We start from the raw sequence: 12,334 nt of genomic DNA, 5'->3' as shown, positions 1-12,334 counted from the left end.
CTCACTCCGCCGGCTGGACGGCGTCGGGGCCGGGCGCGGCCCCCGGGCCCTGAAGCAGGGCCTTGCGACGCCGGATCCATTCCTCCGTCTCCTCGACGTCCTGGTGCGGGCCGAGGCGGATGTATTTCAGCATCAACGCGATCTCGATGACGAAGAGCACGGTGTAGAAGGCGACGAACCCCGCCAGCGTGATCAGCAGGTCCGTGACCGAGAGGTGGCTGACCGAGAGCGCGGTCGGCAGCACCCCGTCCACCGTCCAGGGCTGGCGGCCGTATTCGGCGACGATCCAGCCGCACTCGGCCGCGATCCAGGGCGTCGGAATGATGACGACCGCCAGACGCAGCGCCCAGCGGGGGTAGCGCCCCTTCCCGAAGCTGTTGAGGAAGAAGAACAGCGCCATCACGCCGATGAACAGGAAGCCGAGCGCCACCATGATCCGGAAGGTCCAGAAGATCGGGAACACCGTCGGCGCGGTGTCCCAGGCGGCCTGCAGGATCTGCTCCTCGCTCGCCTCGCGCGGGTCGTCGACATAGCGCTTGAGCAGGAAGGCGAAGCCGAGGTCGGGGCCGTGGTCCTTGAACGAGATCAGCGCCTCGGCCGGGGCCTCGTCGCGCATCTCGCGGATGGTCATCAGGTTGTCGTAGGCGACGATGCCCGAGTGGATGCGGGTCTGCGCCTCGCCCACCAGCTGCTTGATGCCCGGGATCTCGGTGGTCAGGGAGCGGGTGCCGATCAGCCCCATCACATAGGGGATGTGGACGGCGTAGTGGGTCTCGCGGTCCGCCTGATCCGGCAGGCCGAACAGGGTGAAGGAGGCGGGGGCGGGCTCGGTCTCCCACATCGCCTCGATGGCGGCCATCTTCATCTTCTGGGAGTGGGAGGCGTTGTAGCCCGACTCGTCCCCCAGCACGACGACCGAAAGCGAGGCCGCCAGCCCGAACGAGCAGGCCACCGTGATCGACCGCCGCGCGAGCTGCTCGTGCCGCCCCTTCAGCAGGTACCAGCACGACACGCCCAGCACGAAGACCGAGGCGCAGACGTAACCCGCCGAGACGGTGTGCACGAATTTCGCCTGCGCGACCTCGTTGAACAGCACCTCGTAGAACGAGGTCATCTCCATGCGCATGGTCATCGGGTTGAACTCGGCCCCCACCGGGTTCTGCATCCAGCCGTTGGCGATCAGGATCCACAGCGCCGAGAAGTTGGAGCCGAAGGCGACCAGCCAGGTGACCAGCAGATGCACCCGCGGGGTCAGCTTGTCCCAGCCGAAGAAGAACAGGCCCACGAAGGTCGCCTCGAGGAAGAAGGCCATCAGGCCCTCGATCGCCAGCGGCGCGCCGAAGACGTCGCCGACGTAGTGGCTGTAGTAGCTCCAGTTCATGCCGAACTGGAATTCCATGGTGATGCCCGTGGCGACGCCCAGCACGAAGTTGATGCCGAACAGCGTGCCCCAGAACTTGGTCATCTGCCGCCAGATCGGGCGGCGGGTCATGACGTAGACCGTCTCCATGATCGCGATCAGGACCGAGAGGCCCAGCGTCAGGGGAACGAAGAGAAAGTGATAAAGCGCCGTCAGGGCGAATTGCAGGCGGGAGAGGTCGACGACGTCCAGCTCCATGCGAGGTCTCCTTCGGTGACCGTGGGACGGAGAGGGGCGGCGTCGTGCGGCGCCGCCGCGACTCGCTTGTCGTTCGGGAATTATATTCCCTGAAACGAATTTGATGTGGAATGCGGCATAAGGCTGCTTTCGCTGGGGAAATCCTGCACAGCCCATCACGATCCGTCGAGCCGTTTCCGGCCCGGCGCCGGTTTTCAGCCCAGGCTGTGCAGCCGGTCGGCGGCCTCGCGTTCGGCTCCGCGGTGGGAGGCGAGCAGGATCGCGGCCTCCGGCAGCCAGGCGCGCAGGCCGGCGAGGACGCGCCGGGCGGTGGGCGCGTCCAGCCCCTCGGTCGGCTCGTCGAGCAGCAGCAGCGCCGGGCGGCGCAGCAGCGTGCGGGCGAGCGCGAGGCGGCGGGACTCGCCGCCCGAAAGGCCCGCGCCGCCCTCGCCGAGGCGGGACTGCAGGCCGCCGCGGGCCTCCACCGTCGCGCGCAGGGCGGCGGCGTCGAGCGCGGCCCAGGCCTCGGCCTCGCTCAGCCCGTCGCGGGCGAGGGCGAGGTTCTCGAGGATCGTGCCCGCCACCAGGGCGGAGCGCTGGGGGAGGAAGGCGATCTCGGCGCGCAGCTCCGCCTCCGGGATCGGGCCGACGGGGCGGCCCCGCCACAGGACCTGCCCCGCGTCGGGGGCGAGCACGCCCGCGGCGAGCGCGAGCAGCGTGGACTTGCCGACGCCGGAGGGACCGACGAGGGCCACCGTCTCCCCCGGCGCGACGGTCAGGGAGACGTCGGAGAGCGCCGGGCGGGCGGCGCCGGGGCGGCGAAGCGAGACCGCCTCGACGCGCAGCGACGCGGGCGCCCCGTCGCCGGGGACCGCGGGCGCGGCGGCGGTGGGGGCCGCGGGCGCGGCGGCGGTGGTTTCGGCGGGCGCTTCAGGCGCTGCCATCACCCGCGCGGCGGCGTCGCGCATCCGGCCCAGCTCCACCGCGCCGCGGCGCAGGGGGCCCAGGGTCTCGGCAAGGGCGAGGGCCGCGAAGACCGCCAGCGCCGCGACGGCCGGGGAGATCGCGCCCTGCGCCGCCAGCGCGCCGCCGGCCGCGAGCGTGGCGGCGGCGAGGGCCGCGGCGAGGATCGTCAGGCGCAGGCCCGCGCGCCGCTCGACGCGGTCGACGGCGCGCAGGGCCTCGCGGGAGGCGCGGTCGTGGGCGGCGGCGGCCACGCGCGCGGCCTCCATGCCGCCGAAGACCACCAGGTCGCGCCGTGCGCGGGAGAGGTCGATCATCCCCTGCCGCAGCGCCTGCGCCCCGGCCTCGGCGGCGGCGGAGGGGGCGAAGGCCGCCCGGCCCGCCCGCCGCAGGATCAGACCGCCGCCCAGCGCGAGCCCCCCGCAGACCAGCGCCGCGACGCGCAGGTCCACCAGCCAGGCGAGCAGCGCGAACGCCCCCGCCAGCGTCAGCGCCCCCGCCGCCAGCGGCAGGGCGAGGCGCAGATAGAGCCCGTCGAGCGCGTCGACGTCCGCGGTGATCCGGGTCAGCGCCGCCTCGCCCCGCAGGCGCATCAGCGCCTCCCACGGGGCGGCGGCCTGGCGGCGCATCAGGTCGATGCGCAGGCGCGACAGGGCGCGCAGCGTGGCGTCGTGGGTGGCCAGCCGCTCCCCATAGCGCGCCGCCGTGCGGCCGAGCGCGAAGAAGCGCACGCCGGCGCCGGGGCGGAACACGTCGAAGGCGATCCCCGCCCCCGCCAGCCCCGCGGCGCCGGCGGCGGTGACGAACCACCCCGACAGGCCCAGCAGCGCCGCCCCCATCCCCAGCACGCAGACCGAAAGCGCGAGGCCCACGAGCAGCGCCCGCCGCTCGGCGCGCCACAGCAGGCGCAGGGCGTGCAGCAGCGGCCTCATCCGCCGGCCTCCGCAGGCTCGGGCGCCGTCCGGGGGGCGAGGCGCAGCTCCGCCCCCATGGCGGCGATCAGCGCGGGGTCGTGGGTGGCCACGATCACGGTCGTCCCCCGCTCGGCCAGCCGGCGCAGGCCGCGGATCACCGCGGCGGCGGTGGCGGCGTCGAGATCGGCGGTGGGCTCGTCGGCCAGCAGCACATCGGCGCGCGAGGCCAGGGCGCGCGCCACCATCAGCCGCCGCGCCTCCCCGCCCGAGACGCCGGCCCCGGTCTCGCCGAGCCGGGCGTCGAGCCCCTGGGGCAGCGCCGCGACGACGCCCTCGGCCTCGGCGGCCCTCAGGGCCTCGGTCAGGTCTCCGGTCCCGCGGGGATCGAGCACGGCGCGCAGGGGCGCGTCGGGAAAATGCGGGGCCTGGGGGATCCAGGCGAGGCGAGCGCGCCAGGGGTCGGCGGTCTCGGCGTCGAGGCGGCGGCCCGCGACCTCGATCCGGCCCCGCTCGACGGGCAGCAGCCCCGCGAGGGCCGCGAGCAGCGTGGACTTACCCGCGCCCGAGGGGCCGGTGACGGCGAGCGAGCGGCCGGGCGCGATCTCGACGTCCGGCAGCGCCCGGCCGCGGGCGACGACGCCCGCCAGGCGGATCGTGGCCGGGCCCGGCAGGGGGGCTGCCGGGGCGCCGCGGCCCAGGATGCGCGCGGGCTCGGCGGCCTCGGCCGCCTCGATCTCCTCGGCCACGGCCAGCGCCGAGGCGCGGTCGTGCCAGGCGGCGGCGAAGTCGCGCAGCGGCTGGAAGAACTCGGGCGCGAGCAGCAGCAGGAACAGGCCCTCGAAGATCGTCAGCGGCGCGCCCCAGGCCCCGAAGCCCAGCGTCCCGAGCAGCGAGAAGCCCACGTAGACCGCCGCCATCGCGATGCCGAGGGCCGAGAAGAACTCCAGCACCGTCGAGGACAGGAAGGCCACCTTCAGCACCGCCATGGTCCGCGCCCGCAGCCCGTCCGAGCGGGCGGCGAAATCGCGCGCCATCCGCTCGCGCGCGTCCAGCAGGCGGATGTCGGGCAGCGCGGCCAGCCGCTCCATCAGCAGGCCGTTGAGGTCGGAGATCTCGGCGAGCTGCCGGCGGCTGGCGCGGGCGGCGGCGACGCCGATCAGGGCCATGAACACCGGGATCAGCGGCCCCGCCGCCAGCAGGATCAGCGCCGCCGCCCAGGAGATCGGCGCCGCCGCCGCCAGGATCGCGACCGGCCCGACCACGGCGCGCAGCGCCGCGGGGCGGTAGCGGGCGAGATAGGGGACCAGCATCGGCAGCTTCTGCGCCGCCATCGCCGCCGCGCCGGCCGAGGAGGCGCCCTGCCCCGGCGCGTCCGTGCCCGCGGCGGCCTCGCCCCGCAGGCTCTCGGCCTCGACGAGGCGCGCGCGCTCGGCGGCGAGCACCCGGTCGCCCCCCTCGAAGGCCAGCGCCCCGGCGCGGTGGTCGAGCGCGGCGCGCAGCACGGCGGCGAGCAGGAAGACCAGCGCGCAGGCCAGCGTATCCGACAGGGGCGCGCCGCCCTCGACCCAGCCGGATATCGCCCAGGCGATCGCCCCGGCCTGCACCGGCCACAGCAGCGCCGCGGCCGCGGTGAGGCGGGCGGAGCGGCGCAGGAGCGGCGCGGCCGGCGCCTCGATCGCGGCGAGGCGGCGGGCGGCGGGCGAGGGCGGAGGACGGCGGAAGCGGCTCATCGGCGCCGATCCGGGCGCGACGGGGAGACGGGGGCCGGGCGGCGGGGGCGGACCGCGACCGGCGCGCGCCGGCGGCTCGCCCCGCCGCGCCTCCCGACGATGTCCCGGCCTGTCGCCATCGCGCCCGCGCCCATCCCGTGCTCTCCCCGGCGAGGTCCCTGCCCTGCGCCGCCGCTTCGCCGCGGCCCGTTCCTGATCAAGACGATCGGGGCCGGTTGCGCAACCGGGTCCCGCCGACGCACCCGCCGCGGCCCCGGGCGAACGGCCGCCGCGGGCCGCTCCATCCCCGACGACGCGGCGGCGGGGGGCGGGGGAGAGGCCCCGGCTCGAGGCCGGGGCACGCGCCTGGGGTCGAGGGCGCGCGAGGAAGCGCGCGGAGACGCGACCGGGGCCCACCGCCATGTCCTTGGGAGGGTTGCGGCGGGGACCGACGGCGCGGGGAGGCTCAACGCCAGGGGGGCGTGCGCTTCTCGGCGAAGGCGGCGAGACCGGCCTGGGTCTCCTCGGTCTGGGAGACGTTGATGAAGGTCTCGGTCACGTCCGCGACCTCGCGGCGGAAATCCATGTCCTGGGCGCGCATGAAGTTCGCGTGCGCGATGCGGGTGGCGCCGGGGGGCTGGCGGGCGAAGGATTCGGCCAGCTCCATGGCGCAGTCCATCACGCCCCTGCCCTTCGCGACCCGGGCCACGAGGCCGATCCGCTCCGCCTCGTGCGCGTCGAAGCTGCGGCCGGTGAACAGCAGGTCGAAGGCCCGGTGCTTGCCGATCACGCGCGGCAGATGCACGAAGTGGATCGCCGGGATCAGGCCGTTGTCGAGCTCGGGATAGCCGAAGGTCGCGCTCTCGTCCGCCACGATCACGTTGCAGGTGATCGAGAGGGTCATGCCGCCGCCGCGCGCCGCCCCCGAGACCGCCGAGATCGTCGGCTTGCCCATCGTGTGCTGCACGTCGAGCATGTCGAGATAGAGCTTCTGCAGAAGCGAGCGCACGCCCGCCGCCCCCGCCTCGCGCAGCAGCTTCAGGTCGAGCCCGGCGCAGAAGATCTTCTCCAGCGCGCTGCACAGGATCACGGCGCGGACCTCGTCGTCGGCGGCGCAGGCGCGATAGGCGGCCAGGATCTGGTCCAGCATCGGCAGGGTCAGCGCGTTCAGCGGCGGCGCCTCCATGACGATGCGGGCGATGCGCCCCTCTTTCTCGGTGCGCACCAGCTGGGCGTCGGTCATGGGCGGGTCTCCTCCGGGTTCTGCCTGTCGGCCGGCAGACTAGGCCCAGAAGCGCCGCCGCGCCAGAAGCGCCAGCACCGCGAGCAGCGGGGCGATGAGCGCGGCGGCGAGGAAGGCCCCGCCGTAGCCCCAGGCCTCGGCCGCGGGCTGGGAAAACAGCGGCGAAAGGAACTGCCCCAGGAACACCGCAGAGGTCATGCCCCCCGTCGCCCGCCCGCGCACCCGGGCGGGGGCGAGCGAGACCACGGTGTTGAAAAGATTGGGCATGGTCAGCCCCATCGCCGCCCCCGCCACCGCGCCGCCGAGGCAGATCTGCAGCAGATCGCCCGCCTGCGACACCCACACGAGGCCCGCGCCGAAGGCCGCGAAGGAGACGCCGAACATCCCCCCCGGCCCCAGCCGTCCGCGCAGCTTCGCCGCCGCCAGCGCCGAGACCGAGGACATCAGCGTGAAGACGCCGAGCGCGAGCCCCGCCTGGCTGGGCGCGTCCAGGCCGAGCTCGCGCAGGCGGAAGGGCAGCTGCACCGGCATCACGTACATCGCGACCATGGTGCCGAGGCCGAGCGCGTAGAGGATCGAGAGCGTCCCCCAGGGCGCGGGGGCGCCGTCGTCCTCGGCGGCGGCCTGGGCGCGGGCCTCGGCGCCGCGGGTCTCGGGCAGGAAGATCACGGCGGCGAGCAGCACCAGCGCCGCAATGCCGTAGAGGGCGAAGGGCGCGCGCCAGTGCAGCTCGGCCAGCAGGCCCCCGCCGGTGAGGAAGATCAGCCCCGCGAAGCCGATGGCCGAGGCCTGGCGGCCCATGAAGCGGGCCTGCGCCTCGCCCCGGAACAGGTCTCCGGCCATGGCGGAGGCGGAGGTCAGCACGCCGGCGACGGCGACGCCCAGCATCGCGCGCCCCACGAGGATCGCCGGCAGCGTGTCGAGCAGCAGCCCCGACATGCCCGACAGCACGTAGAGCACCATGGCGGCCAGCAGGATCCGCCGCCGCCCCAGCCGGTCCGAGAGCCCGCCCGCCAGCGGCGCGAAGATCGCGACCAGCAGGCCGGGCAGCGTGACCGCGAGGCGGGTGAGCATCGCCGCGTCCGGATCGTCGGCGAAATGCCCCTCCATCCCCGGCAGGCCGGGGGAGATCACGGTCGAGGCCATGATGGTCAGCGACGAGGCCGCCAGCAGCGACAGCATCGTGGCGAGCGAGGGTTCGGCGCGCGAGCGGGCGGCGGCGGGGCCGCGGACGTCGGCGGGCGCGCTCATGCCGCGGCCCTCCGGGCGACGTGATGCAGCGCCCGGCGACGGGCGACATCGTTGGGCGCCCGGCGACGGGCGACGGCGGGATCGGGGCGGAGGTCGGACGAAGCGGCGGCGAGGCGCGCGGACATGCGGGCATCCCTTGAACGAAGCGGCGATGCGGGGTCAGCTAGGTCCTCGAGCATGGTCGAGGTCAAGGACAGTAATGACGCCGAACGATTCGTCGCTGCACGATAGGGCGGAGGGCGCCGGCCGCAAGGGGCGCCGTTACGAAGCGCTGAGCGTGGGGCAGCTCTCGAAACGCTCCGGCGTGCCGATCTCGACGCTGCATTTCTACGAGGCGCAGGGGCTGCTGGAGGGCTGGCGCACGGCGGCCAACCACCGGCGCTACTGGCGCGCCTCACTGCGCCGGCTGGCGCTGATCCGGGTGGCGCAGCGCGCCGGCGTGCCGCTGCGCGAGATCCGCGAGCAGCTCTCGGCCCTGCCCCACGAGGAGGTGGCCTCGGCCGAGGACTGGGCGCGGCTGGCCGAGAACTGGCGCGCGGGCCTGACCGAGCGGATCGAGCGCCTGACCCGCCTGCGCGACGAGATGGAGAGCTGCATCGGCTGCGGCTGCCTCTCGGTCAGCCGCTGCCCGCTGCGCAACCCCGGCGACGCGCTGGGCGCGCAGGGCCCCGGCGCGCGGCTGCTGGACCCCGCGGGCGAGGACGCCGAGGACCCGCGCGACGACTGAGCCGGCAGGCGCCGGCGCCCGGGTCCGGAGGCGCCCTGGGGGCGGGCTTGGGCCTGGGGCGGGCGGAGCGCCTGGACGGTCGCGGCGGCGCGCGCGGGGAGCGGCGCAGGGTTCGGCGTGGACGGCGCCGCGCCAGAGGCGACGCGGCGCCGGAGGCGGGCCGCGAGAGGCCCCGGGTCGAGCCCGGGGCGCCTCCGGACGCGGCCGGTGGCCCGGCTCCCGCCGGCGGGCGCGGGACGCGGGGCGAAGGCGGAGGCGCGACGGAAAAGGGCCGCCCCCGGGAGCGGCCCTTCGTGGTCGGGGCGCCGCGGTCCGCCCGGGCCCGAGGGCCGGGCGGGCGGCGCGGCGCGGCGGGCCTCAGCCCGGCTGCTTGACCATGCGCAGGTAGGGGAGCTTCGCCTCGAACGAGCCGTGCTGGGCCTTGGCGTCGGCGTCGGAGACGGCGGGGACCACGATCACGTCCTCGCCCTTTTTCCAGTTCGCCGGCGTCGCGACCTTGTGGCCGGCGGTCAGCTGCAGGGAATCGATCACCCGCAGCAGCTCGTCGAAGTTGCGGCCCGTGGTCATCGGGTAGGCCATCATCATCTTGATCTTCTTGTCCGGCCCGATCACGAACACCGTGCGCACGGTGGCGTTGTCGGCGGCCGTGCGGCCCTCGGACGTGCCGTCGAGCTCGGAGGGCAGCATTCCGAAGAGCTTGGCGACCTTCAGCTCCGGATCGCCGATCATCGGATAGCTGACCGTGGCGCCGGTGGCGGTGGTGATGTCGGCCTTCCAGCGGTGATGCGCCTCGACCGGATCGACCGAGATGCCGATGATCTTGGTGTTGCGCTTCGCGAACTCGTCCATCAGGCCGGCCATGGCGCCCAGCTCGGTGGTGCACACGGGCGTGAAGTCCTTGGGATGGCTGAACATGATCGCCCAGCCGTCGCCGATCCAGTCGTGGAAGTTGATCGTCCCCTCGGTGGTCTCGGCTTCGAAATCGGGCGCGGTGTCGTTGATCCGCAGCGTCATCGTGTTCTCCCAGAGCATCGCGCGGGTCGCCTTTCCCGCGTCGCGTGATACCATGGGCAGGCCGCACGTCGGACGCAACCGGGACCGAGAGCCCGGAACGTCGCGTCGCGCGGCATCGATCCCCGTTCTTCACAGGCCGGGGATAACCGCATCCCGGTGTAGACTGACAGGGCCTTCGAGCAGGGAGACCCCACAATGCATGACGGATCGCTCGCCCCCGGCGAGCCGCAGCCGCATTCCGACGCCCCCGGCGCCGGCTTCTCCGAGGCCGGCGCGCCGCCCTCGAACATCGAGGCGGAGCAGGCGCTGCTGGGCGCGATCCTGATCAACAACGAGGTCTACGACCGCGTCTCGGGCCTGCTGCAGCCCCAGCACTTCTACGACCCCGTGCACGCGCGCATCTACGAGACCGCCGCCCGGCGCATCCAGAAGAACTTCCAGGCCAACGCCGTCACCCTCAAGACCTTCCTCGAGGACGACGAGGGGCTCAAGGAACTGGGCGGGGCCGAGTATCTGGCGCGCCTGGCGGGCGCCGCCGTCTCGATCTACTCGGCCAAGGACTACGCGCAGGCGATCTACGACCTCGCCATCCGGCGCGAGCTGATGAAGATCGGCGTCGAGATCCGCGACCGCGCCCAGCGCGCCGACGTCGACCTGGAGCCCACCGAGCAGATCGTGCAGGCGGAACAGCAGCTCTACGGCCTCGCCGAGAAGGGCCGCTCCGACGGCGGGTTCGTGAGCTTCCTCAAGGCCGCGACCGAGGCGATCGAGGTCGCCAACGCCGCCTACCAGCGCGACGGGGGGCTCGCGGGCATCTCGACGGGTCTGATCGACCTCGACAAGCGGCTGGGGGGCCTGCACCCCTCGGATCTGCTGATCCTCGCCGGGCGCCCGTCGATGGGCAAGACCTCGCTCGCGACCAACATCGCCTTCAACATCGCCAAGGCCTTCCGGGAGGGCGAGCGGCCCGACGGCACCTTCGGCACGCTCAACGGCGGCAAGGTGGGGTTCTTCTCGCTCGAGATGTCGGCCGAGCAGCTCGCCACCCGCATCCTCTCCGAACAGTCCCGCATCGCGTCCGAAAAGATTCGCCGCGGCGACATGGAGGAGGAGGAGTTCCGCCGCTTCGTCGAAGCCGCGCGCGAGCTCGAGAAGATGCCGTTCTACATCGACGACACCGCCTCGATCCCCATCGCCACGCTGGCGGCGCGGGCGCGCAGGCTCAAGCGCACCCACGGGCTGGATGCGCTGGTCATCGACTACCTGCAGCTGATCCGCGGCTCCGGCCGCTCGGACAACCGCGTGAACGAGATCGCGGAGATCTCGATGGGCCTGAAGGCCATCGCCAAGGAGCTCGACATCCCGGTCATCGCGCTCTCGCAGCTGTCGCGCCAGGTGGAGAGCCGGGAGGACAAGCGGCCGCAGCTGTCGGACCTTCGGGAATCGGGCTCCATCGAACAGGATGCCGACGTGGTGATGTTCGTGTTCCGAGAGGAATACTACAAGGAACGCGAGAAGCCCTCGGAGACCGACGTCGAGGCCACGATGCGGTGGCAGGAGGTCATGGAATCCGTGCGCGGCAAGGCCGAGGTGATCATCGGCAAGCAGCGCCACGGGCCCATCGGCACCGTCGAGTTGTCCTTCGAGGGCAAGTTCACCCGCTTCGGCAACCTCGCGCGTTCGGAGGGCTACGTGGAGCATGACGGCTTCTGATTCCCTGGTCGCCGGGGGCCTTGCGGCCTCCGCCCCGACCCCCGACTTCACCCCCGCTTCGGGTCCCGCCGCCTCCCGCCCGGTGCTGACGATCGACCTCGACGCGGTCGCGGCCAACTGGCGGGCGCTGCAGGCGCGCTCGGGCAAGGCCGAAGCGGCGGCGGTGGTCAAGGCGGACGCCTACGGGCTGGGGGTGGGGCCGGTCGCCAGGGCGCTTCGCGCCGCCGGCGCGCGCACCTTCTTCGTGGCCCATGCCGCCGAGGGCGCGACCCTGCGCGGGATCCTGGGCCCCGGGGTTCCGATCCACGTCTTCAACGGCTTCATGCCCGCCGACCTCGACGCCTTCCGCGGAGCCGACCTGATCCCGGTGCTGGCCTCGCCCTTCCAGGTGCGCGCCCTGCGCGAGGCGCTGCCCGCGCTCGGCCGCGAGGCGCCCCCCAAGGTCGGCCTGCATATCGAGAGCGGCATCAACCGCCTGGGCTTCACCCCCGCCGAGATCGACGCCCTGCGCGCCGAGCCGCCCAGCGAATTCGACATCTCCCTGGTGATGTCGCATCTCGCCAGCGCCGACGAGCCGGGCAATTCGATGAACGCCCGCCAGCGCGGCGCCTTCACCGGGCGCGCGCAGCTGCTGCACGGGCTCGCCCCCAACGCCCGCCTGTCGCTGGGCGCGACCGGCGGCACGCTGCTGGGCCCCGACTTCCACTTCGACCTGACCCGGCCCGGCGTCGGCCTCTACGGCGGCGAGCCGTTCATGGAGGCGCGCACGGTCGTCCACCTCCACGCCCCGCTGCTGCAGGTGCGCGAGATCTCGGTCGGCGACAGCGTCGGCTATGGCTCGACCTGGACGGCGAAGCGGCCCTCGCGCATCGGCGTGCTGGGGCTGGGCTACGCGGACGGGTTCTTCCGGCTGTCGAAGGGGCTGCAGCTCCATCTCGACGGCCGCCCCGTGCCGCTGGTGGGCCGGGTGAGCATGGACATGATCACCGTCGACCTCACCGACGCGCCCGAACCCGCGCCCGGCGCGATGGTCGAGGTGCTGGGCCCCCACCAGTCGGTCGACGACCTGGCCAAGGGCATCGGCACCACCGGCTACGAGGTCCTGACCTCCCTTGGCCCGCGCTACGCCCGCCGCTATGTCGGGGGCGCCGCGGGCTGAGCCGCCCGCGGACCCGAGCATCGACGAACGAGGGGAACCGGGCG

Annotated in this window: 9 protein-coding genes; 3 read left to right on the top strand and 6 right to left on the bottom strand. The window is 73.9% G+C overall.

The genetic code is table 11. The features are described 5' to 3' along the window. Position 1: 1 nt before the first annotated feature. The 5 genes from BM064_RS12975 to BM064_RS12955 all read right to left on the bottom strand — a co-directional run bounded on the left by BM064_RS12975 (position 2) and on the right by BM064_RS12955 (position 7,677). A complete protein-coding gene (locus BM064_RS12975; protein ID WP_092860197.1) occupies positions 2 to 1,618 on the bottom strand; it encodes a cytochrome ubiquinol oxidase subunit I in 1,617 nt (538 codons plus the stop codon). A 194-nt stretch (positions 1,619 to 1,812) separates the two neighbouring features. After that, positions 1,813 to 3,492 (bottom strand): thiol reductant ABC exporter subunit CydC, encoded by a 1,680-nt coding sequence (gene cydC / locus BM064_RS12970; protein ID WP_092860196.1) that lies wholly within the window; start codon positions 3,490 to 3,492, stop codon positions 1,813 to 1,815. Then, a complete protein-coding gene (locus tag BM064_RS12965; RefSeq protein ID WP_092860195.1) occupies positions 3,489 to 5,204 on the bottom strand; it encodes an ATP-binding cassette domain-containing protein in 1,716 nt (571 codons plus the stop codon). Before BM064_RS12965 ends, cydC begins: the two co-directional genes overlap by 4 nt. A gap of 445 nt (positions 5,205 to 5,649) precedes the next feature. Next, positions 5,650 to 6,426: an enoyl-CoA hydratase/isomerase family protein gene (locus BM064_RS12960; RefSeq protein WP_092860194.1), complete on the bottom strand. Its 777-nt coding sequence runs from the start codon at positions 6,424 to 6,426 to the stop codon at positions 5,650 to 5,652. Between the two features lie 39 nt (positions 6,427 to 6,465). Then, positions 6,466 to 7,677, bottom strand: coding sequence for an MFS transporter (locus BM064_RS12955; protein ID WP_092860193.1), 1,212 nt, complete (start codon positions 7,675 to 7,677; stop codon positions 6,466 to 6,468). A 199-nt stretch (positions 7,678 to 7,876) separates the two neighbouring features. Here BM064_RS12955 and soxR point away from each other — a divergent pair, with 199 nt between their 5' ends. Further along, a complete protein-coding gene (gene soxR, locus BM064_RS12950; RefSeq protein WP_092860192.1) occupies positions 7,877 to 8,404 on the top strand; it encodes a redox-sensitive transcriptional activator SoxR in 528 nt (175 codons plus the stop codon). Positions 8,405 to 8,761: 357 nt separating this feature from the next. Here the strand turns inward: soxR and BM064_RS12945 are convergent, their stop codons facing one another. Beyond that, positions 8,762 to 9,418 (bottom strand): peroxiredoxin, encoded by a 657-nt coding sequence (locus BM064_RS12945; protein ID WP_092860357.1) that lies wholly within the window; start codon positions 9,416 to 9,418, stop codon positions 8,762 to 8,764. 195 nt (positions 9,419 to 9,613) lie between these two features. Between BM064_RS12945 and BM064_RS12940 the strand changes: the two genes are divergently transcribed. After that, positions 9,614 to 11,131, top strand: a complete 1,518-nt coding sequence (locus tag BM064_RS12940) for a replicative DNA helicase (RefSeq protein WP_092860191.1) — start codon at positions 9,614 to 9,616, stop codon at positions 11,129 to 11,131. Then, entirely contained in the window at positions 11,118 to 12,290 is a 1,173-nt protein-coding gene (alr, locus tag BM064_RS12935; RefSeq protein WP_092860190.1) for an alanine racemase, read from the top strand. The genes BM064_RS12940 and alr overlap by 14 nt, the downstream gene beginning before the upstream one ends. Positions 12,291 to 12,334 lie beyond the last annotated feature (44 nt).

Source organism: Albimonas pacifica (assembly GCF_900113695.1).
In the GTDB taxonomy this organism is placed as follows: Bacteria; Pseudomonadota; Alphaproteobacteria; order Rhodobacterales; family Rhodobacteraceae; genus Albimonas; species Albimonas pacifica.
This window is presented reverse-complemented; position numbering and strand designations above follow the sequence as displayed.